This window comes from Pseudarthrobacter oxydans (genome assembly GCF_034258515.1).
GTDB lineage: Bacteria > Actinomycetota > Actinomycetes > Actinomycetales > Micrococcaceae > Arthrobacter.
Genome location: NZ_CP139438.1, coordinates 710808 through 731963, shown reverse-complemented (window position 1 = coordinate 731963; position 21156 = coordinate 710808). Strand labels below are relative to the sequence as shown.

At 66.3% G+C, this 21156-nt stretch carries 17 protein-coding genes; 6 read left to right on the top strand and 11 right to left on the bottom strand.

The features are described from left to right. Positions 1 to 16: 16 nt before the first annotated feature. Complete coding sequence (locus SMD14_RS03410) at positions 17 to 1534, top strand: amino acid permease (protein WP_321215326.1); 1518 nt, start codon at positions 17 to 19, stop codon at positions 1532 to 1534. 20 nt (positions 1535 to 1554) lie between these two features. Beyond that, positions 1555 to 3300: a thiamine pyrophosphate-dependent enzyme gene (locus SMD14_RS03405; RefSeq protein WP_321215325.1), complete on the top strand. Its 1746-nt coding sequence runs from the start codon at positions 1555 to 1557 to the stop codon at positions 3298 to 3300. 118 nt (positions 3301 to 3418) lie between these two features. Here SMD14_RS03405 and SMD14_RS03400 read toward each other — a convergent pair whose 3' ends face one another. Beyond that, entirely contained in the window at positions 3419 to 4669 is a 1251-nt protein-coding gene (locus SMD14_RS03400) for an FAD-dependent oxidoreductase (protein ID WP_321215324.1), read from the bottom strand. Next, positions 4662 to 6020 (bottom strand): aromatic acid/H+ symport family MFS transporter, encoded by a 1359-nt coding sequence (locus SMD14_RS03395; protein WP_321215323.1) that lies wholly within the window; start codon positions 6018 to 6020, stop codon positions 4662 to 4664. The genes SMD14_RS03400 and SMD14_RS03395 overlap by 8 nt, the downstream gene beginning before the upstream one ends. Before the next feature lie 12 nt (positions 6021 to 6032). Here SMD14_RS03395 and SMD14_RS03390 point away from each other — a divergent pair, with 12 nt between their 5' ends. The 4 genes from SMD14_RS03390 to SMD14_RS03375 all read left to right on the top strand — a co-directional run bounded on the left by SMD14_RS03390 (position 6033) and on the right by SMD14_RS03375 (position 9703). Then, positions 6033 to 6866, top strand: a complete 834-nt coding sequence (locus SMD14_RS03390; RefSeq protein ID WP_157239196.1) for an IclR family transcriptional regulator — start codon at positions 6033 to 6035, stop codon at positions 6864 to 6866. 118 nt (positions 6867 to 6984) lie between these two features. Further along, on the top strand, positions 6985 to 8115 hold the full coding sequence (locus SMD14_RS03385; protein ID WP_321215321.1) for a cupin domain-containing protein: 1131 nt from the start codon (positions 6985 to 6987) through the stop codon (positions 8113 to 8115). Then, entirely contained in the window at positions 8115 to 8954 is an 840-nt protein-coding gene (locus tag SMD14_RS03380; protein ID WP_321215320.1) for a fumarylacetoacetate hydrolase family protein, read from the top strand. The genes SMD14_RS03385 and SMD14_RS03380 overlap by 1 nt, the downstream gene beginning before the upstream one ends. Beyond that, positions 8954 to 9703, top strand: coding sequence for a maleylpyruvate isomerase family mycothiol-dependent enzyme (locus SMD14_RS03375; RefSeq protein ID WP_321215319.1), 750 nt, complete (start codon positions 8954 to 8956; stop codon positions 9701 to 9703). The genes SMD14_RS03380 and SMD14_RS03375 overlap by 1 nt, the downstream gene beginning before the upstream one ends. A gap of 67 nt (positions 9704 to 9770) precedes the next feature. Here the strand turns inward: SMD14_RS03375 and SMD14_RS03370 are convergent, their stop codons facing one another. From SMD14_RS03370 to SMD14_RS03330, 9 genes are all read right to left on the bottom strand, one after another. Then, on the bottom strand, positions 9771 to 12056 hold the full coding sequence (locus SMD14_RS03370; RefSeq protein WP_321216213.1) for a gluconokinase, GntK/IdnK-type: 2286 nt from the start codon (positions 12054 to 12056) through the stop codon (positions 9771 to 9773). Between the two features lie 38 nt (positions 12057 to 12094). Next, complete coding sequence (manD, locus tag SMD14_RS03365) at positions 12095 to 13324, bottom strand: D-mannonate dehydratase ManD (RefSeq protein ID WP_321215318.1); 1230 nt, start codon at positions 13322 to 13324, stop codon at positions 12095 to 12097. Positions 13325 to 13460: 136 nt separating this feature from the next. After that, a complete protein-coding gene (locus SMD14_RS03360; protein WP_321215317.1) occupies positions 13461 to 14894 on the bottom strand; it encodes a mannitol dehydrogenase family protein in 1434 nt (477 codons plus the stop codon). After that, positions 14891 to 16291 (bottom strand): glucuronate isomerase, encoded by a 1401-nt coding sequence (gene uxaC / locus SMD14_RS03355; RefSeq protein ID WP_321215316.1) that lies wholly within the window; start codon positions 16289 to 16291, stop codon positions 14891 to 14893. Before uxaC ends, SMD14_RS03360 begins: the two co-directional genes overlap by 4 nt. A gap of 4 nt (positions 16292 to 16295) precedes the next feature. Further along, positions 16296 to 17201 (bottom strand): TIM barrel protein, encoded by a 906-nt coding sequence (locus SMD14_RS03350; protein ID WP_321215315.1) that lies wholly within the window; start codon positions 17199 to 17201, stop codon positions 16296 to 16298. A gap of 4 nt (positions 17202 to 17205) precedes the next feature. Next, positions 17206 to 18372 carry a Gfo/Idh/MocA family protein gene (locus tag SMD14_RS03345; protein ID WP_157239205.1) on the bottom strand — a complete coding sequence of 389 codons (1167 nt, stop codon included), beginning with the start codon at positions 18370 to 18372 and terminating at the stop codon, positions 17206 to 17208. Then, positions 18369 to 19217, bottom strand: coding sequence for a sugar phosphate isomerase/epimerase family protein (locus SMD14_RS03340; protein WP_321215314.1), 849 nt, complete (start codon positions 19215 to 19217; stop codon positions 18369 to 18371). The genes SMD14_RS03345 and SMD14_RS03340 overlap by 4 nt, the downstream gene beginning before the upstream one ends. Positions 19218 to 19219: 2 nt before the next feature. Beyond that, on the bottom strand, positions 19220 to 20143 hold the full coding sequence (locus SMD14_RS03335; RefSeq protein ID WP_157239209.1) for a carbohydrate ABC transporter permease: 924 nt from the start codon (positions 20141 to 20143) through the stop codon (positions 19220 to 19222). Further along, entirely contained in the window at positions 20140 to 21153 is a 1014-nt protein-coding gene (locus tag SMD14_RS03330) for a sugar ABC transporter permease (protein ID WP_321215313.1), read from the bottom strand. Before SMD14_RS03330 ends, SMD14_RS03335 begins: the two co-directional genes overlap by 4 nt. Positions 21154 to 21156 lie beyond the last annotated feature (3 nt).

Below are 21156 nucleotides of genomic sequence, written 5' to 3'. Positions count from 1 at the left end.
ATCGAAAGGATCAACCATGCCCCACAACCCCAACGACGAGGTTGCAGCAGACCACATCATCGACGGCGGGCACGCCCATGCCTCCGAGACCGCCCTGCATGCGGAGGACAAGGGCTACCACAAGAACCTCAAGCCCCGGCAGATCCAGATGATCGCGATCGGCGGTGCGATCGGCACCGGCCTGTTCCTCGGCGCCGGCGGCCGGCTCAATGCCGCGGGCCCGTCCCTGGTCATCGCCTACGCCGTCTGCGGGTTCTTCGCGTTCCTGATCCTGCGCGCCCTGGGCGAACTGGTCCTGCACCGCCCCTCCTCCGGCTCGTTCGTCTCCTACGCCCGCGAATTCTTCGGCGAAAAAGCCGCGTTCGTCTCCGGCTGGTTCTACTGGATCAACTGGGCCACCACCACCATCGTGGACATCACCGCCGCCGCCCTCTACATGAACTTCTTCGGCAACTACATCCCCTGGATGGCAGCCGTCCCGCAATGGGCCTGGGCACTGACCGCCCTGATCGTGGTCCTCGCCCTGAACCTCGTCTCCGTGAAGGTCTTCGGCGAAATGGAATTCTGGTTCGCCCTGATCAAAGTCGCCGCCCTGGTCATCTTCCTCATCGCCGGCACCTACTTCGTCATCTTCGGCACCCCCGTGGACGGCCAGCAAGTCGGCCTGAGCCTCCTCTCGGACAACGGCGGCATCTTCCCCAACGGCCTGCTCCCCATGATCATCCTCATGCAGGGCGTCCTCTTCGCCTACGCCTCCATCGAACTCGTCGGCACCGCCGCCGGCGAAACCGAAAACCCCGAAAAGATCATGCCCAAAGCCATCAACTCCGTGGTCTTCCGCATCGCCGTGTTCTACGTCGGCTCCGTCATCCTCCTGGCCCTGCTGCTGCCCTACACCTCCTACGAAAAGGGCGTCAGCCCCTTCGTGACCTTCTTCGGCTCCATCGGCATCCAGGGCGTGGACGTCATCATGAACCTCGTCGTCCTCACCGCCGCCCTGTCCTCCCTCAACGCCGGCCTCTACTCAACCGGACGCATCCTGCGCTCCATGTCCGTCAACGGCTCCGCCCCGCGCTTCGCCTCCCGCATGAACAAAGCAGGCGTCCCCTACGGCGGCATCGCCATCACCGCCGCCGTCTCCCTCCTGGGCGTCCCCCTGAACTACCTCGTCCCCGCCCAGGCCTTCGAAATCGTCCTCAACGTCGCCTCCGTGGGCATCATCATGACCTGGGCAACCATCGTCCTGTGCCAGATCCAGCTCAAACGCTGGGCCGACAAAGGCTGGCTCGAACGCCCCTCCTTCCGCATGATCGGCGCCCCCTACACCGGCTACCTCTCCCTGCTCTTCCTCGCCGGCGTCCTCATCATGGTCTTCATCGACTCCCCCCTCACCATGCTCGTCACCGCCATCGCCTCCGCCCTCATGGTCGTCGGCTGGTACGCCTGCCGCACCCGCATCCGCGAAATCGCCGAAACCCGCGAAGGCCACACCGGCCTCTCCCCCGTCATCGCCAACCCCACACCCATCAGATAACCGAACAACAAAGAAAGACCATGACAACGGAACCCGCAGCAGCAACCCTGACCGAACCGCGCGTCCCGCGCGCCGCCGTCGAATCCTCCGCGCAGCACAAGCTGCAGGCAAACCCTGCGGAGAAGCCAGAACCAGCAACCAAATCCGCGGGCCATGTGATAGTTGATTCGCTGGCCGCGCACGGAGTGGAGCGCACCTATGTAGTGCCGGGCGAGAGCTTCCTCGACGTATTGGATGGCCTGCACGCATCGGATATTGCAACCATCGTCTGCAGGCATGAGGGCGGCGCCGCCTACATGGCTGAAGCGGACGGCAAGATGAACCAGCGCCCCGGCGTGGCGATGGTGACCCGTGGTCCAGGCGCCGCCAACGCCCATGTTGGCCTGCACACGGCATGGCAGGACTCCACCCCCATGCTTCTGTTTGTGGGCCTGATCCCCTTCGCTCACCGGGACCGGGAGGCCTTCCAGGAGTTCGACATCAAGTCCTGGTTCGACACGGGCGCCAAGCGGGTGATGGTCCTCGACCACGCAGAACGGGCGTCCGAGATCGTGGCGGAAGCCATGTTTGCGGCCATGAGCGGCCGGCCCGGGCCCGTGGTGGTGGGGCTGCCCGAGGACGTCATCCGGCAGCAGATCGACCCTGCGCTGCATCCCGCCATTCCCGTGGCCTCCGGTGGCATGAGCAGCACGGATGCTATCGCCCTCCGGGCTGCACTGGCAGAATCGAGCAGGCCCCTGTTCGTCACCGGCGGCAACGACTGGACCCAGGCGGCGGCAGACCAGCTGACCGCTTGGCTGGAGCGGCACCATATCCCGGCAGCTGCGGAATGGCGGACACAGGGGACGGTGCCCTTCGATTCGCCCTCCTACGTTGGCCCTATTGGCTATGGCCGGCCCCGCCCCACCTACGATCTCCTGGAGGAAACCGACCTGCTGGTCTTTGTGGGGACGGTGCCGGGCGATGTTATTACGGACGGGTTCGTCTGCCGGCAGGACTGGAGCAAAAAGAACTTCCTGGTTACCGTGGATCCCTCGCTCCGCGGCCGGTCGGGCGCGGTCTCCCGGCAAATCCTGGCCAAGCCGGAAGCCTTCGTACGCGACCTCGCGGGCATCGGCCTGCCGGCCAAGGCGGAGTGGAAAGCCTGGACCGGGCGGATGCGGACGGAGCAGCAAAGGTTCGCCGCCCTGCCCCCGGCCTCTCCGGCACCGGGTCGGGCGCGGATGGACACCCTGATGGCGAACCTCGTGCCACGGCTTACGGAGGATGCGATGGTGACCTTCGGCGCCGGCGAACACACCAACTGGGCCCACCGCTACTTCCCAACCCGCCGGTACGCCTCCATGATCAGCGCCCGTAACGGCTCGATGGGGTATTCCGTGCCTTCGGCCATCGCGGCCTCGCTGGCGGAACCGGCACGCCGGGTGGTCACCATTGCGGGCGACGGCGAGTTCCTGATGAACGGCCAGGAGCTGGCGACGGCGGTCCAGTACGGTGCCACGCCGCTGGTGATCGTCATGGACAACCAGGAGTACGGGACCATCCGCACCCACCAGGAGCGGCACTATCCGTCGCGCGTCTCCGGCACGCAACTGAAGAATCCGGACTTCGGCCTGATGGCCAGGGCCTTCGGCGGTTTCGGGGTCACTGTTACCAAGGACAAGGACATCCCCGCCGCACTCGATGCAGCCCTTGCGGCCATCGAGGAGGACGGCGTCTTCGCTCTTATCCACCTCGTCGTCGAACAGCGCGTCAAGGCCTACTAAGCGCCGCCCACGCCCGGCAACCAGGCTGACCTGCGAGGCACTGGCACACAGCAGCGGACGACGGCGGAGGGTCCCGCCGTCGTCCGCTGCTGCCGTGGGGGCTGGCTTGCCGGCGGACCTACGCGGCCGCCTCCTGCGCGATCCGCTTCGTGGCTGCGGCGGGAACGCCGTCGCCATCCTGCCCATACAGCCAGTCGTTGTACTGGAAGTTGTTGTCCTTCCGGCTCTTGAACAGCAGGTTGCGCAGGGTGCGCGCGAGGCCGGACGCGTGCCATGACTCGCCCCAGACGCGGGCGGTGCGCTGCACCCGGGCGGTCCGGCCGGCGCGGACTTTGTTGAAGTCGCGGATGGCCTCGTCCCAGCCGTCGGGGTTGACGCCGTCCGCCGTGAAGACGGTGCCAACGGACGCATCCTGAAGCGCGGCAGCGTCCTCCAGGGCCTGGCACGCTCCCTGGGCGAGGTACTGGAGCATGGGGTGCGCGGCGTCGCCCATCAGGACCATGCGGCCGGCCACCCAGTTCTCGATCGGATCGCGGTCGTACATGGGCCAGCGGATGCCGGTGGCGAGGTTCTTCAGTGCCTCCTGGACGGCGGGAACGCAGTCCTTGTACGCAGCCTCGAGCTCGTCCACTCCCCCGTACTGCTCCTCGCCGCGCTCGAAGGACGGCGACTTGAAGACAGCAACAGTGTTGAGCAGTTCGCCTTTTCGCAGCGGGTACTGCACCAGGTGGCAGTCCGGCCCGAGGTACACGATGACGTCCTCGAGGTCGGCCTTGGGCGTGTTTTCGGTGATGGGCACGGTGCCGCGGTACGCCACGTAGGCGGAGGAGACGGGCTGGTCGTCTGCCACGAGCGGACGCAGCGTGGACCGCAGGCCATCGGCGCCGATTACGACGTCGGCCTCGAAGTCCACTCCGGCTGCGGTATGCGCCACGCCCCGGCCGCCCACGGTCTCAACACTTTCGACCATGACGTCGTTGACGAGCTTGACGCCCGCCGCTTCACAGCCTTCCAGCAGGACCCGGTGCAGGTCGCTCCGGTGGATCACAACGTAGGGAGCGCCATAACGTTCCTCGAATTCACCGTTGAGCGTCTGGCGGGTGAGCTCCTCGCCGGTGACGGCGTCGCGGAACACCAGGTGCTTGGGCTGCACGCCTATTTCCAGCGCCTTTTCGAGCAGGCCCCAGCGGCGGAGGATGCGGGAGGCGTTGGGTGCCATCTGCAGTCCGGCGCCCACCTCGCCGAACTCGGGGGCGCGCTCCACGAGGGTCACGCTGGCACCGTTTTCGCGCAGTGCGAGGGCGCCGGCCACGCCGGCCATCCCCCCTCCGATCACCAGGACATCGGTGGACGTGGCGTGCTCAGACATTGCTTGCTCCTGTTGTTGGGCTTGAAGGGGAAGTTGGGATTTTGGACTTGAGGTTGATGCCGACGGCGGTCAGCAGGACCGCAGCGACGGCGGCCGCACCGGCGAAGGCAAGGAAATTGGAGTTGACACCCAGTCCGGCCGCCAGCAGGAGGCCGCCCACCTGGGGAGCTGCGACGGCGCCAATCCGGCCGGTGCCCAGGGCCCAGCCAAGCGCCGTCCCCCGCAAATGGGCGGGGTAGTGGCTGGCCACCGCGGCGATGATGAGGCACTGGGTGCCATGGGTTCCGACGCCGGCGAGCACCAGCATGAGGTAGACGACGGACACAGGCGGTCCGCTCACCAGCACCACAAGCGCGACGGCGGCGACGGCGGCAGCTGCGATCGCCGTCGGAATTGGTCCGAAGCGGGTACCGGCCCAGGCCGTGATCACTGAGCCGGCCACTGCACCGAGGTTCAGGGCCAGGGCAAACGTCAGGGCGGAGCCCAGGTTGTAGCCCGCAAGCTGCATGAGGTTGGGCAGCCAGGTGCCCAGCCCGTACCACGCGAACAGGGTGGCGATGGTAGCAACCGCGAAGAGCATGCTGATGCCCAGGTAGGGTGCGCGGAGGAGCAAGGAGAAGCCGGACGGTTCCTTGGCTGCGCCAAACCGGCGGGCAGCTTTTTCGGCCTTGCCTTTCGCGCTGTCCGTTGCGCCCACGGGTGCAAGCGTCTCGGGCAGGTACTTGAGCCCAAGCGGCACCACGACCACCAGGGCCAGCACGGCCACCAGGAACATGGACTGCCAGCCGAAGGCCGGAATCAGCTGGATGCCCACGAGGGCAGCAATGGAACCGCCGATCGGGACGCCGGACATCATCAGGGTGGCCACGATGGAGCGCCACTTGGTGGGGACCAGTTCCGCCACCAGGGCATTCGCGGACGGCACCAGGCCGCCAAGCCCGATGCCGGCCAGGAGCCGCAGGACCCCGAAAATGGCGGCGCTGGGAGCGAAGGCACAAAGAACAGTGAAGACGGAGAAAACGATGGCGCAGCCCAGGATGGTCCGGCGGCGGCCCCACGAGTCGGCCATGCGGCCGGCGAAGATCGCGCCGATCATCATGCCCAGGAAGGCCATGGAGCCCACCGTCCCGGCGGTTGCCTTGGTCAGGCCCCAGCCGGTTTCGGAAATGAGGGAGGACTGGACAGTGCCGTAGACGATGAGGTCGTAGCCGTCGAAGACCACCAGCAGCCAGCAGACAAGGACTGCGGCTGCCGAGGCCTTGGAGAACCGGCCGTGCCCGTCATTGGACGTGGGGGTGGGATCCCCCGGCGAGAACCGGTGCGTCGCTGCAGCGGGAAGTGTGTGATTCATCCCACTACTGTCATGGCCACCGAAGATGAACCACAATACAATTCTGATGTGCAGAAAAAGCCCGTGCAGAAGCGCCCCACCTATTCCATCGAGGCGGTGGACAACGCGCTGCAGCTCCTCCAGCTCCTGCGCGACGGCGGCGCCCTCCGGCTGAAGGATGCGGCCGAGGAACTGGGAGTGGCCCCCTCCACGGCCCACCGGCTCCTGGCGATGCTGGTCTACCGCGGCTTCGCCGTGCAGGACGAAACCCGTCGCTATGTTCCGGGTCCCGCCATGGGCGTCGGCCCCGCCGGACTGAGCTGGACCAGGCTGCTGCGCTCGCTCGCACAGCCCCATATGGAACTGCTCGCCGCGCGGCTCAACGAGACCGTGAACCTCATGGTGCGGGTTGGCACCAAAGTCCGATTCCTGGCGACCGTGGAGGGGACCAACGTGCTGCGGGTAGGTGACCGGCAGGGGACGGTGATGCCTGCTGACAAGACGTCCGGCGGCAAGGCCATGCTGGCGGAACTGGAACCGCGTTTGCTGGACCAGCTCTTCCGCAGCAACAACGCCGAGATTGGCGGGGACACCATCCCCGACGAGGAATATCCGGGATTCCTGCGCGAGCTGGAGTCCATCCGCGGCAACGGTTTTGCAGCCAACTTTGAGGGCACTGAGGACGGTGTGAGCGCCCTGGGCATGGCGCTGCACAACCGGCACGGGCAGGTTGTGGGCGCCCTCAGCGTTGCCACACCCGCCACCCGTTTCCGCACGGTGTTCGACGCCGGGCTGGTACCGGCCCTGCGCGAATGCTGCAGGCAGCTGGAAATCGACATCGCGGCAAACCCGGCAGAGCCGGACTGACAGGGCCAGAGTAAAGCGCACCAATTCTGAAGAGCAGAATATGCTGGGGGTCACACCACCTTCTTCCGTAGAGTCGAGCCACGCCAAAAAACTGTTCTGACCCACAAAGGAGGCCCACGTGTCCATCAGCGCCGAGAACACGACCCATGAATCAGTGGCCGCGGGGATCACCGTCCCGGAGCCGACGCCGGAGGAGGCTGCCCAGCTGGAGCAGCTCTACAAGGACTTCGACAAAGAGAACCTGATCCCGCTGTGGACGGAGATCGGTGACCTGATGCCGATGGTCCCGTCCCCCAAGGCAGTGCCGCACGTGTGGCGGTGGAGCGACCTCTACCCGTTGGCCGCCCGTGCCGGTGACCTGGTGCCGGTGGGCCGCGGCGGGGAGCGCCGCGCAATTGCCCTGGCCAACCCGGGCCTTGGCGGAACCGCCTACGCCACGCCCACGCTCTGGGCCGCGATCCAGTACCTGGGCGGCCGCGAAACCGCACCGGAGCACCGCCACTCGCAGAACGCTTTCCGCTTCGTCGTCGAGGGCGAAGGCGTGTGGACCGTGGTGAACGGGGACCCGGTGCGGATGTCCCGCGGCGACTTCCTGCTCACCCCGGGCTGGAATTTCCACGGCCACCACAACGACACCGACGAGCCGATGGCCTGGATCGACGGCCTGGACATCCCGTTCGTGCATTACGCCGACGCCGGGTTCTTCGAGTTCGGCACCGAACGCGTCACGGACGAGGCCACCCCGGACATCTCCCGGTCCGAGCGCCTCTGGGCCCACCCGGGCCTTCGCCCGCTCTCGGGCCTGGAGGACACCACCAGCTCCCCCATCGCCGCGTACAGGTGGAAGTACACGGACGCGGCCCTGCGTGAGCAGTTGCTGCTGGAAGACGAGGGCCACCCGGCCACCGTGTCCCAGGGCCACGCCGCCGTCCGCTACACCAACCCCACCACAGGCGGCGACGTCATGCCCACCATCCGCGCCGAGTTCCACCGCCTCCGCGCCGGCGCCGCCACCGAGACCGTCCGCGAGGTCGGCTCGAGTGTCTGGCAGGTCTTCGAAGGCACCGGCTCCGTAGTCCTCAACGGCGAATCCCGGCAGCTGGCCAAGGGCGACCTCTTCGTGGTCCCGTCCTGGGCCGCCTGGTCATTGCAGGCCGAGAGTGAATTTGATCTGTTCCGCTTCAGCGACGCCCCCATCTTTGAGCGCCTGAACTTCAACCGCACCTACATCGAAGGACGCAGCAAGTAATGAAACTCCTCACCCTCCGCACTGCTGACAGCACAGGAACCAAGGGCACCGTGGCGGTCCGCCAGGACGGCGACACCCTCACCGAGATCTCCGGGTTCGCCGACGTCGGCGCCCTGCTGCAGGACCCCGCCTGGGAAACCACCGCTGCGGCGGCCAGCGGCGCAACGCACGCCCTCGACGGCGCGGACCTCGCCGCCGTCGTGCCCTCGCCGGGGAAGATCATCTGCGTGGGCCACAACTACCGCAACCACATCAAGGAAATGGGCCGGGAAGTGCCCGAATACCCCACTTTGTTCGCCAAGTACGCCGAGTCCCTGATCGGCCCCAACGACGACCTCGCCCTGCCGCAGGAATCGGACACCGTGGACTGGGAAGCCGAACTCGCCGTCGTCATCGGCAAGCAGGGCCGCCGGATCAGCGAGGCCGACGCCGCGGACCACATCGCCGGCTACGCCGTCCTGAACGACATCTCCATGCGCGACTACCAGTTCCGCACCATCCAGTGGCTGCAGGGCAAGACCTGGGAGAAGTCCACCCCGTTCGGCCCGGCCCTGGTCACCAAGGACGAATTCACTCCCGGACCGCTCATGACCTCCGCCGTGGACGGCGACGTCCAGCAATCCACCCCCACCTCGGACCTGGTGTTCACCCCAGAATTCCTGGTCTCCTACATCTCCACGATCATCACGCTGAACCCGGGCGATGTGATCGCCACCGGCACCCCCGGCGGTGTGGGCCACGCGCAGGACCCCAAGCGCTACCTCCAGGAAGGCCAGGTCCTGGTGACCACCATCGAGGGCCTGGGCCAGCTGAAGAACCGCGTGGTCAAGGAAGCCTGATGGTTGCCCGCCACGACCAGGCCACCGACCCGGCGCTCCTGGAGGCACTGCTCCAGGCGCGCCGGGGCACCGCGTTCTTCGCCCGCAAGCTCAACGAGCTTTCCGACGCAGAGCTCGACGGCGGCACCCTCCTTCCCGGCTGGACCCGCAGGCATGTCGTGGCACACGTGGGCTACAACGCCCGCGCCATCGCGCGGCTGATCGAATGGGCCGCCACCGGCGTGGAAAACCCCATGTACTCCTCGCCCGAGGCCCGGAACCACGAAATCGATTTCGGGTCCACCCTGTCCCCGATCGCCCTGCGGCACCTCTTCGACCACTCAGCCGTGCACCTGAACGTCGAATGGCGCGACCTGCCCGCGGACGCCTGGCACCACAAGGTCAAGACCGCCCAGGGCCGCATCGTCCCGGCGGAGGAAACCGTGTGGATGCGCACCCGCGAGGTCTGGATGCACGCCGTGGACCTGGACAACGGCGCCACTTTCGGCGATATCCCTGCCCCCGTCCTGGAACGCCTGCTCAAGGACATCACCGGCGCCTGGCACACCCGCGGCACGGATGCCGGGCTCCTTGTCAAGGTGGACGGTACGGACCTGGCGTTCGGCGATGCGGGCGCCGCTGACCCGACGATCATCACGGGGCCGCTGCCCGCCGTCGTCCAATGGGCCGCCGGCCGGGGGTCGCATGGGGTCACGGCCACCGGCGCGGGTGCGGCGGAAGGAACGCCCGCCGCACCGAAGTGGATCTAGCCGCGTCCTGCTATCAGCAAGAAAGGAAAGCCCCTCATGGAGGGGCTTTCCTTTTTTAGTGCGCCGGTCAGAGCCGGGTGTCGAAGGAACCGCAGAACACGTTGTCGTTGAACGTGCCCTGGAATGCGGACTTGCCCTGGATCTTTTCAATGGTGGCCCGGATGGCCTCGCGGGACCCTGCGTGGGCGTGGATCGCCGTCTTGACCATCGGCACATCGATCAGGTGGTTCGGCTGGTTGAGCGAAACAAACACCGTGGGAACCTCGGTGACGTACCACGGGATCTCCGCGGCCATCGGCGAGGACCACTTGATCCGGATCGCCGCTTCCTGCGCGAAGCCCTTGACGTTCGCGAACACAAAAGCGGCGTCGTACTTGTCCGCGTAGTCGCCGGTGGCTTCCTCGGAGATGATCGACATGAAGTTAACACCGGTCTCCCCCGCAGCCTCCCGCTGGTCCGCGGTTTTGAACAAGTGCACCTCGAAGCCGGCGGCCTGCAGCTCTTCCTTGACGGTGTCCAGGTAGGCCAGCGGATCGGCGCGGGTGAAATCCGCCCCGCCGGAGATCCCGTACAGCCGGATCCGCGGATGCGTCTGCGGCGTGATGGGCAGGTTGTGCGCAGTGTCCTTGACCAGGGTGACGGTCTTGTCCGCGATTTCCGCCGCAACAGCCCGGTGTTCCGCGCTGCCGATCACGGCCAGCGCCGCAGGAGGCGGAACCAGCTGGTCCGCCGGCTTGCGGTGCAGTCCCATGGAAGCTTTCAGTCCAAGGATCCGGCGCAGCGCGTCGTGGAGGCGCTTTTCGGTGATGACGCCGGACTTGACGCCGTCCAGCATGTAGCCGAAGTCCTCCGCCGGATTGCGGAAGAAGAGGAACATGTCGCAGCCGGCGGCGATGGTGGCCGGCACCAGGTCCCGGCGCTTCATGGCCTGGGTGAGGCCCACCATCTGCGAGGCGTCGGTAAGGACCAGTCCGTTGAACCCCAGCTCACCGCGGAGCAGGTCCTGCAGCAGCTCCGGGGACAGCGTGGCCGGCAGCATGTCCGCGTCCGCCATGCCCGGCCGGAAATGCCGGGACAGCTCCGGGGCGCCGATGTGCCCCACCATGATGGACTGCACGCCGTGCCCGATCATCTCGCGGTACACGTGCCCGTAGGTCCGGTTCCACTCCTCGTAGCCAAACGTGTTGTAGGACGTGACGACGTGCTGGTCGCGCTCGTCCACGCCGTCGCCCGGGAAGTGCTTCATGGCGCACACCGTCGGGGACTCGCTGATGCCGTCGAAGTATTCCTTGGCGCGCTCCACCACGATCTCGGGGGTATTCCCGAAGGACCGGGTGGAGATCACCGTGTTCCGCCAGTTGTAGTGGATGTCCACGATCGGCGCGAACGCCCAGTTGCAGCCCAGCGCCGCGGTTTCCACCCCGGCCACCTGTCCCATTTGCCGGGCGATGGCCTTGTCCGGGTGGGAGCCGGCCTGCAGGTGCGTGGACACGAACGTGCCGTCGTCACAGCTTCCGGCTCCCCCCATTTCCGGGTTGGAGGCCACCAGCAAAGGGATGCGGGTCTTCGACTGCGCATACCGGATGTGCTCCTGCACTGCCGCGGACGGGCCCGGCCGGTACCGCATGCCGCCCACGTGGTAGTTCTCCAGCACGCCATCGAGGTACTTCGGGGAGTAGTCGTTGTTGTGGTTGATGAACAGCTGGCCGATTTTTTCCTCGAGGCTCATGCCGGCCAGAGTGGATTCCACCCAGGCGACGGCGTCGTCGTCGAGGTTGAACGGCGCGGCCTGGAGGTCGACGTCGAACTGCCGCGGCCGGGTGCCGGGGGCACCGGCACTGCCGGCAGCGCCGCCGGAGCCACCAGTTTTGGAGCGCGCGACGACGGCAATTCCGGCGAGTGCCTCCCGCACCACCTCGTCCACGCCGGCAGCGATGTCGACGACGACGCCCGCTTCGTCAGCCTGGAGCGGTTCCAGCGTGGCGAGCTGGGAGTCGAGGAGGGCCGGCGGCATGAAGTGGCCGGTGCGCCCTTCAGTCCGCGCCCTCAGGACCTCTTTGCTCCCGTGCAGGTGCAGGAAGACGGTATCCGGCGCCTGGGCCCGGATGGCGTCGCGGTAGCTGCGCCGGAGGGCGGAGCACGCCAGGACCATGCCGCCGTCGCCCGCGTTGGCCAGCTCGGTGCCCACCGTGGCGAGCCACGGCCAGCGGTCGTCATCCGTCAGGGGCGTGCCGGCCGCCATTTTGGCGACGTTCTCCACAGGGTGGAGGGAGTCGCCGTCGAGGAACGGCACGCCGAGTTCCCGGGCGACGAGGTCGCCAATGGTGGTCTTGCCGCAGCCGGACACCCCCATCACGATGATGCGGAGCTTGGTTTCGGGGTTGTACGTGGTCACCAGTCGTGGACCGTTCCGTCGATGAGGCGGTTGTAGGGCAGGTAGGCCTGCTGGTAGGGGTAGGCGGCTGCGGCTTCTTCATTGAACTCGACGCCGATGCCGGGCTTGTCCCCGGGGTGGAGGTAGCCGTCCACGAACGTCATGGACTGCTCGAACACCTCGTTGGTCTTGTCCGAATGCTGCATGTACTCCTGGATCCCGTAATTATGGATCGCCAGGCCCACGTGCAGCTGCGCCGCGAAGCCCACCGGGGAAATGTCCGTGGGCCCGTGGAAACCGGACTTGATCTGGTACTGCGCGGCGAAATCCATCACCTTCTTCAACGGGGAGATCCCGCCGAAGTGCGTGGACGCAGCCCGGACGTAATCAATCAGCTGTTCCTTGATCAGGGTCTGGAAGTCATACACGGTATTGAAGATCTCCCCGATCGCCAGCGGCGTGGTGGTGTGCTGCCGGACCAGGCGCAGGCCCTCCTGGTTCTCCGCCGGGGTGCAGTCCTCCAACCAGAACAGGTCATACGGCTCCAGCGTCTTGCCCAGCTTCGCCGCCTGGATCGGCGTCATCCGGTGATGCCCGTCATGCAGCAACGGGATCTCCGGACCGAACTCATTCCGCACCGCCTCAAACACCGTAGGCAGGTGCCGCAGGTACGCACGGGTGTCCCAGTCCTCCTCCACCGGAAACGCACCCCGCCCGGCCGGCTCGTAGTCATACCGCTCCCCCGAAGCCTGCGCCTGCGCCGCCACCCCGTACACGGCCTTGATCCCGGGAACCGCCGTCTGGATCCGGATCGACTTGTACCCCAGCTCCAGATGCTCCCGCACCGAATCAAACAACGACGGCAAATCCGCGCCCGACGCGTGCCCGTACGCCCGCAACCCGTTCCGCGACGCCCCGCCCAGCAACTGGTACACCGGCATCCCGGCCACCTTGCCCTTGATATCCCACAACGCCATATCCACCGCCGCGATCGCCGCCATCGTCACCGGACCCCGGCGCCAGTACGCGGACCGGTACAGGAACTGCCACGTATCCTCGATCCGGTGCGGATCCTTCCCGATCAGCAACTGCGCCACATGCTCCTTCAAATACGCGGCGACCGCAAGCTCCCGCCCGTTCAACGTCGCATCCCCAATACCCGTCACACCATCCTCCGTGGTGACCCGCAGCGTCACGAAGTTACGGGAGGGACTGGTCACAAACACATCGGCAGCAATGATTTTCACAACAGATCCAGGCTTTCTTAATCGATGGAGCGGTACTTGGTGGATTGGCAGGGGCTCAGCCGGTGGTTGCCGGCTGTTTGGCGGCCGCGGCATCCGCGGCATCCGCGGCGCCAGGCAGATGTGCGTGCTTGCACAACTACCGCGGGACAGTCCGCGGCTCAAACGTCCCGCAGAGGCCCTCAACCAGGTCCACTGCGCCGGTGTCCCCGGCGAGGGCAGGATCCACCAAGGACAGGAGGGCACGGATCCGCTCCCTGCCCCGGAGTGAGTTGGCTGCGGCAACCTCGCCCGCGAGCGGATCCTGGACCGCGCCGCCGGCCGTGTAGTCCATCCACGCAGCGATCATCAGCGCGGCGGCTGCGCCCGGGCGTCCCGCGGCACGCTCCGCCTGCAAAACGGGGACGGCACGCATGCGCAGCTTGGTGCTGCCGTCCATTGCGATCTGTGCCAGGTGGTGGGCAATCCGGGCATTGCGGAACCGCGCCAGCAGGGCCGCGCGGTAAGCCGGGATCTGCAGGTCGACCCCGTCACCCTCCTGTTCCGTGAGGTTGGTTTCCGCCTCGTCCCAAAAGCTCTCCACGGCCTGCAGGCAGCGCGGGTCCGCCAAGGCCTCCGCGACAGTGGTATGGCCACGGAGCTGGCCGGCGTAGGCGAGCAGGGAGTGGGCCCCGTTCAGGAGCCAGAGTTTGCGGTTCTCATAGGGTTCGATGTGGTCCACGAAGACCGCGCCGGCATCTTCCCAGTGCGGACGCCCGGCGGGAAAGTCCCCGCTGAGCACCCAGTTGGCGAAGGGCTCGGCCACCACCGGAGAGGTGTCGCGATACCCGCAGGCGGCCTGGACGGCCGCGATGTCGGCGTCAGTGGTGCGCGGTGTTATCCGGTCCACCGAGGTGCTGACGAAGCTGACGTTGGCATCGATCCATCCGGCCAGGTCGGCATCCCAGGCCTCGGCCATGCCCGTGACGGCATGGTGTGCAATGGTGCCGTTGTTGGCGAGATTGTCGCAGCAGACCACAGCGAGCGGTCCCGCAGAAGCAGCCCGGCGGGCGGCGAGGGCGAACACGAGGCGGCCCAGCGGCGTCGTCGGTTGGCCCTTGCCGGAGGAGAGCACGGCAAGGTCGGCAGCTACGCCAGGCGCGGTGAGGTCCAGCCGGCCGCCGGAACCGATGCCGTAGGCGGCTTCCGTGATCGTCAGGGTGATGACGGCGGTACCGGGGGCGGCCACCAGATCCGCCAGGCGCTGCACGTCGGCGCCGTCCACGGCCTCCACAATGCTGCCGACGACGGTGTAGGAGTCGCCGTCGTCAGCACGTTCCACCAGGGTGAACAGGCCGTCCTGCTCAGCGAGGGCCAGAGCAGCATCGGGACGGCGGCCGGTGAAGGCTGCGATGCCCCAGTCCGGGGCATCGGACGCCTGCTGCGTGTACCAGGCCTGGTGGGAGCGGTGGAAGGCGCCCAGGCCAAGGTGGACAATCCGCACTGGAGCCTTGGCTAACTGGTGCAGGCGGCGGTTCAACTGCGGAAGGTCCCCGGCGGCGGACCCTGGTTGTGGTGGCAGTTCAATGCTCACAGCTTGAAGACCCTCCTCGGCGAACCGTCAACGATGTCCACGACCAGTTCGCGGGCGCGCTCTTCGCTGATGCGGTGCTCGGCTACCAGGCGTGCCAGGAAGGCCGACTCGATCCGGCGTGACGTGTCGTGGCGTGCCGGGATGGAGCAGAAAGCCCTTGTGTCGTCGATGAATCCCGAGGAGCGCGAGAAACCGGCAGTTTCCGTGACGGCGGACCGGAACCGCAGCATCGCATCCGGCGCATCCAGGAACCACCACGGGGCGCCGATGTAGACGGACGGGTAGAACCCCGCCAGCGGCGCCAGCTCCCGCGAGAACACGGTCTCGTCCAGGGTGAACAGCACCAGGTGGAAGTCCTTGGCCGTGCCGAAGTCCTGGAGCAGGGGCCGGATGGCCTCGGTGTAGTTGATCGCGAACGGAATATCGTGGCCCGTGTCCGCGCCAAATGATTCGAACGTAGGCCCGTGGTGGTTGCGGTACGAACCCGGGTGGATGGTCATGACCAGCCCGTCCTCGACGGACATCCGTGCCATCTCGTAGATCATGTGGGCTTCGAAAGCGTCGCGGTCCTCCGGACGCGCGTTCCCCGCACGCGCCCGTTCGAACAGCCGTTCCGCTTCGGAGCGGTCCAGCTTAAGGGTGGCCGGCGTACGGACGCCGTGGTCGGCGGATACCGCCCCGTTTTCGACGAAGTGGCGCCGCCGTGATTCCAGCGCGCTGATGTAGCCGGCGTACCCCGAACCGCCTCCACCGGCAGCGATGAGCCGCTCCACATTGTCCTGCCAGGCCGGATGGGCAATGTTGAGGTACTGGTCCGGCCTGAAGGTGGGCAGGACACGGCTGGCGAAGGCCGGGTCCTTGGCCAGGGCCGCGTGACTGTCCAGTGTGTCCAGCGGATCGTCGGTGGTGGCGAGCACCTCGATGTTGAATTCCTTGAACAGCTGCCGGGGCCTGAAGCCTGGTTCGGCAAGCTTGGCCGAGATCGCGTCGTAGATCCTGTCGGCGTTTTCGGCGGTGGGCTCCTCATGCAAACCGAACACGTGCTCGAATTCCTGCCGGATCCAGTACCCCGAGGCCGTGCCCTCAAATTGCGGCCACGCGGCACAAAAGTTGCGCCAGACCTGCCGGGAGCCTGCAGCGGAGCCGCCAAGGCCCAGCTGGTCCATTGGGACGCCGCCGGCATGGATCAAGCGGGTCACATAGTGGTCCGGGGTGACCAGGAGCGCGGCGGGATCCGGAAAGGGCAGGTTCTGTTCGATGACGGCGGCATCAACGTGTCCGTGCGGGGAGATGATCGGGAGGCCGGCCACGAGGCTGTAGAGCGAACGGGCAATCTCCCGAACGCCGGGGTCTGCGGGCAGGAGCCGGTCGGGGTGGGCTGCCATTGAATGTGCCATGGCGTCAACGCGCCCCGGCCCCTGCGGTGAGCCCGGCGAGGGCCGCCGTACGCCGCAGGTAGTCGAGATTGCCGGCAGTACGTTCGGCAAGGGGCAACTCCGTGGAGAAGTCTTCCACCGTGACCCACCCGTCATAGCCATGGGCCGCGAGCGCCTTGAAGTATTCGAGGACGCTTCCCTGTCCGGACTGCAGCGGTGCCCATTCGTTGCTGAACACGGCGGCACCTGATTCGTCCGTTGCGTCCTGGCGGACCCAGACGGCGTTCTTGACATGGATGTGTGCCAGGTATTCGCCCAGCAGTTCGAAGGCCGGAAGGTAGTCTTCCTGGCCTTCGATCAGCAGGTTGCCGAGGTCGTGGATGACCCCCACGTGCCGGGGGTCGAGGCCCTCCAGCAGGCGCCGCGCCGAGGACGCGGATGCGGTAATGGTGCGGTGGTGCAGTTCCACCAGTGCCTTGACGCCATGGTGGGCTGCCCGTTCGGCCACCCATTCGAAGTCATGGCGGGCTGCCTCAAACAGGGCAGGATAAGGAATCCCGCTCGGTCCTTCGTTACCCCACGCCGCCGTTCCCAGCGGAAGCGTGGTGACGCGGACCTGGCCCGCGCCCAAGGCGGCCGTAGCTGCCAGCATGCGCTCGACGTCGTCGTGGTTGTCACAGCGCGCATAGCCGCCGATTCCGGAGAACTCCAGCCCGGCGTCGCGGGTAATGGTTGCCACCCGCCCAAGGTTGTCTTCGAGTCCGGTGAGCGGGATCGTCGCTTTGTTGCCGGCCCAGAAACCTGGCTCGGGCGCCTCCGCCTGGTCTGTGATCCGCCACTCGATGCCGTCCCAGCCCTGGCCCGAAAGGTGGCTCACGGCTTCCTCGGGGGTCCAGTCCGGCGTGGAGGCTGTAAATACTGAAAATTTCATCGCTTCAGGCGCTTTCTGTCGCAGTGGAGCCCGTGCGGACCTCCAGGTCGTTGTACTTGCCGGCCAGGACGTCGTCGAAAAGGACCGCCTGGTTGAGCGTGGCGGAGACGTAGACGGCCCGCACGGCGGCCAGGGCATTGACTGCATCGCTCACCGTGACCCCCGGCTGGCGGCCTTCGGTGATGGCCCCGAGGATGTCGCGGTACTGGCGGATGTGTCCGGCCGGGTACACCGTGGGGTCCTTGGCCTCGTAATCCTCTGCCGGGTACTTGGCGAGTTCTTCCCGCGCCTGGTTGCCGCCGCCCTGAAGCCCCATATCCGCCGAAGGGCCGCCGGCGTCCTTGGCGTGGAAGTAGTGCAGCTGGTCGTTGTCCACCACTGCGGAGCCTTCGGAGCCCATCAGCTGTACCCGCACTGTCAGGCCCGGGTATGCGGCGGTGGTGGCATGCAGTACTGCCAGGCCGCCGTTTTCGAACGTCACGGTAGCTACGGCGGTGTCCTCCACCTCGATGCGTTCGTGTGCCAGGCGGGCCGTGTGCGCGTGGATCTCAACCGGGCGGCCCATGAACCACAGCAGCAGGTCAACCGTGTGGACGCCCTGGTTCATCAAGGCGCCACCGCCGTCCATTGACCAGGTGCCGCGCCAGTCACCGGAATCGTAATAGCCCTGCCCGCGCCACCAGGCAACAGAAGCGATGGCGGACGTCAGCCGGCCGAACCGGCCTTTTGCCACGGCATCGGCAACCGCAACGCTGGCCTGGTCAAAGCGGTGCTGGCTGATGACGGAAGCGACTACCCCGCGGCGTGCGGCTTCATTCGCTGCCGCCTCGATCTCCTGGGCGCGGCTCAGGTCCACGTCGAGGGGCTTTTCGATGACAACGTGCTTGCCGGCAGCCAGGACTTCGAGGCCCTGCTGGATGTGCAGGCCGCTGGGGGTGGCCAGCGCCACCAGGTCGATGTCTGCGGCGGCGAAGGCGTCAGCAAGGGACGCGTGCACGGAGGGCCTGGGGCGTCCGCTCTTTTCGATGAAGTCCGCAAGGGCAACAGCGGCGTCCGGGACAGCATCCACCAGCGCCACAATGCTGGCGCCGGGGAACTCCTGCAGGGCAACCGCGTGGGTCCTGCCAATGACGCCGCAACCCGTGATGGCAACCTTCAACGTCTCACTCATACTGTCTGCACTCCTGCTTCCGCTGTGACTTTTGCAAAGGCCCGGGCAGCAATACCGAATGCTGTGGGGCCGGAGAATCCGCCAAGGCCGTGGGCTCCGGCAAGATGCGGCTCCAGGGAGGCGAAGCCGGTGAAACCGTCAGCCTTAAGCGCTTCGACGGTGCGCAGCAGGTCGCCGTCGCCTTCCCCTGCGGGGACCACATGTCCGTTGGAGAACAGGGCGTCCTTGACCTGGAGGTATTCCAGGTGCGGGCGCAGCTTCGCATAGGCCTCATCAAAGGGCTTCACGCCCACCTGCACGAAGTTGGCTGCGTCCCACGCCACTTTCAGCGCCGGTGAATTCACGCTTTCGATGATGTCCAGCACGCGGTCCGGAACGTCCCCGAAGATGTCTTTTTCATTTTCGTGCAGCAGGACCACGCCCTCTTCCTCGGCAACAGCGGCGAGCGCCCTCATCCGCTCGATGACCGCGTCACGGATGCTGTCCACCGGAACGGATTCGCCGTAGTAGAAGGAGAAGATCCGGATGTACTTGGCACCCAGGACTTTGGCAGCATTGGCTGCCCGCCGCAGCCGCTCCACTTCGTGTTCAACGGGGAGGCTGACGTCCACCTTGCCGATCGGCGAGGCAATCGCGGAAACCTGCATGCCCTTTTCCTTGAGCAGCCCCGCGAGTTCCGCGAGCTGGTCATCGGACAGGTCCACGATGTTGGTGCCCCACGCGCTGCGCACTTCGATGTAACTGGCACCGAGTGCCTGCAGCACCGCGATCTGCACCGCGGGGTCGTCGTCGATTTCGTCGCCGAATCCGGACAGGGCCCACGAGACCTGGGTGGCTGGAACCATGGTTACTTAACTCCTCCGGCGGTAAGTCCGCCCACTAGATAACGCTGGAAAATCAGGTAAAGAATGACCACGGGGGCGGCACATACCAGGGCCGCAGCCATCATCTGGCCGTAGAACGGGATGGCGCCGCCTTCCTGGGACGCACCGAAGATCTGCAGTGCCACGGCCGCGGTCTGGCTTTCGGGCCGGGTCATGACGGAAGCGAACAGGACGTCGTTCCAGCCGAGCAGGAAGGCGAAGATGCCGGAAACCACGATGCCGGGCCAGCTCAGCGGCAGGATGATCCTGAACAGGACACCCACGTTGCTGGCGCCGTCGATCCTGGCTGCTTCCTCAAGTTCCCGGGGAAGTCCGCGCAGGTAGGTCACCATGACCCAGGTGGAGAACGGCATGGCGAACGTCAGGTAGGTGACAAAGAGTCCCCACTGGGTTCCGATGACCTGGATTCCCAAGTAGGTGGCGGCCGAAGAGAACAGGACGAACACGGGCAGCACCATCAGGGTTCCCGGCACAGACTGCAGTGCAAGGAGGCCGCGCAGGATGGTGAGGCGGCCCCGGAAGCTGTAGCGGACCAGGACGAACGCGGTTGAGACGGACAACGCTGCCGAAACAACGGCTGTTGCGCCTGCCACGAGGACGCTGTTGGCAAGTCCGGTAGCCAGTCCCACGCTGGTCCAGATCTTCGAGTAGTTCTCCAGGGTGAAGCTTGACGGCCAGAACTCTCCGTTGGCCACGCCGATGTCCGAGTTAACGGACGCAAGGAAGATGTAGAAAACGGGGATCAGGACGAGGGCACCGAGGAACACGAGAATGATGGTGAGCAAAGGCCCCGGGAGCAGCCGCAGGACTTCGTGCTGTTTCTTCGATCCCGGACGTGGAATGTCCGCGGTGGCCTGACTCCGCCGGGTGGCAGTGGAGATGCTCATTTCTTGGCTCCAGGTGACTCGGCGTCGTCGAGCTTGACGGCGCGCAGGTAGACAAACAGCGGAATGGCGATCAGGACCAGGGAAACGAAAGCCATGGCAGCGCTCAGCCCGAAACGGAAGCTTTGGAAGCTGGTGACGTACGTAAGGATCGGGAGCACTTCCACGTCGGCCGGGGCCGGAACTCCAAAGAGGACATAGGGAAGCGTGAAGTTGTTGATGTGGTGCAGCATGCCGATCAGGAAAGCGAGCGAGAGCGGCCCCTTGAGGTAGGGGAAAATGACGTAGCGCAGTTTGTTCCACCACAGTGCGCCGTCCAGGGCTGAGGCCTCATGGACCTCATGGTCCACGGACTGCAGCCCGGAGAGTGCGAGCAGGTAGATGAAGGGCCAGGAGGCCCAAATCTGGACCAGGACCAGCGTCCAGAAGGTCTGCGGCCCGTTCAGCCACAGGCCGGCCTCGATGCCGACAGTCCCCAAGGCCTTGTCCACGATGCCGTCCGGCTGGAACATGGTGCGCCAGACGGTCGCCACCACGAACGACGGAAGCACGTAGGGGATCAGGAAGATGGACCGGATCACGGCCCGCCCCTTGAACGCGTTCTGTGTGGCGACGGCGGCAGCTATGCCCAGCGGAAGGGTCACGACCATTGCCAGCAGCGAGTAGCTGACGCTCAGCCAGGTGGCGTGGAGGAGGGGTGAGGACGTCAGTGCTTCGACGAAGTTTTCGACGCCGATGAAGGGCGAACTGATCCACTTGCGGAGTGTGTACTGGTCCAGGTTGAGGGTGGACATGAAGATGCCCAGCAACAGCGGCACGACGATGATGATGATCATCAGTACCCCGCCCGGGATCAGCATCCACAGTGGGCGGTTTCGTTCGCTGAGGCCTTTGCGGCGCGGGCTCTTCTGCCCGCCCGGCTCTGTGCCGGCGGTGTCAGCGGCTGAGCGGGCCGCCCGGCTTGCGGCGGACTCCGCCGCAAGCCGGACTTCGTTGGATGCGTCAGTTGACATCAC

What these genes read in the sequence shown, in the direction of transcription:
- SMD14_RS03410 (WP_321215326.1), top strand. Translation starts at nt 17, where the DNA reads ATGCCCCACAACCCCAACGACGAGGTTGCAGCAGACCACATCATCGAC.
- SMD14_RS03405 (WP_321215325.1), top strand. Translation starts at nt 1,555, where the DNA reads ATGACAACGGAACCCGCAGCAGCAACCCTGACCGAACCGCGCGTCCCG.
- SMD14_RS03400 (WP_321215324.1), bottom strand. Translation starts at nt 4,669, where the DNA reads ATGTCTGAGCACGCCACGTCCACCGATGTCCTGGTGATCGGAGGGGGG.
- SMD14_RS03395 (WP_321215323.1), bottom strand. Translation starts at nt 6,020, where the DNA reads ATGAATCACACACTTCCCGCTGCAGCGACGCACCGGTTCTCGCCGGGG.
- SMD14_RS03390 (WP_157239196.1), top strand. Translation starts at nt 6,033, where the DNA reads ATGGCCACCGAAGATGAACCACAATACAATTCTGATGTGCAGAAAAAG.
- SMD14_RS03380 (WP_321215320.1), top strand. Translation starts at nt 8,115, where the DNA reads ATGAAACTCCTCACCCTCCGCACTGCTGACAGCACAGGAACCAAGGGC.
- SMD14_RS03375 (WP_321215319.1), top strand. Translation starts at nt 8,954, where the DNA reads ATGGTTGCCCGCCACGACCAGGCCACCGACCCGGCGCTCCTGGAGGCA.
- SMD14_RS03370 (WP_321216213.1), bottom strand. Translation starts at nt 12,056, where the DNA reads ATGGGGGTGTCCGGCTGCGGCAAGACCACCATTGGCGACCTCGTCGCC.
- uxaC (WP_321215316.1), bottom strand. Translation starts at nt 16,291, where the DNA reads ATGGCACATTCAATGGCAGCCCACCCCGACCGGCTCCTGCCCGCAGAC.
- SMD14_RS03350 (WP_321215315.1), bottom strand. Translation starts at nt 17,201, where the DNA reads ATGAAATTTTCAGTATTTACAGCCTCCACGCCGGACTGGACCCCCGAG.
- SMD14_RS03345 (WP_157239205.1), bottom strand. Translation starts at nt 18,372, where the DNA reads ATGAGTGAGACGTTGAAGGTTGCCATCACGGGTTGCGGCGTCATTGGC.
- SMD14_RS03340 (WP_321215314.1), bottom strand. Translation starts at nt 19,217, where the DNA reads ATGGTTCCAGCCACCCAGGTCTCGTGGGCCCTGTCCGGATTCGGCGAC.
- SMD14_RS03335 (WP_157239209.1), bottom strand. Translation starts at nt 20,143, where the DNA reads ATGAGCATCTCCACTGCCACCCGGCGGAGTCAGGCCACCGCGGACATT.
- SMD14_RS03330 (WP_321215313.1), bottom strand. Translation starts at nt 21,153, where the DNA reads ATGTCAACTGACGCATCCAACGAAGTCCGGCTTGCGGCGGAGTCCGCC.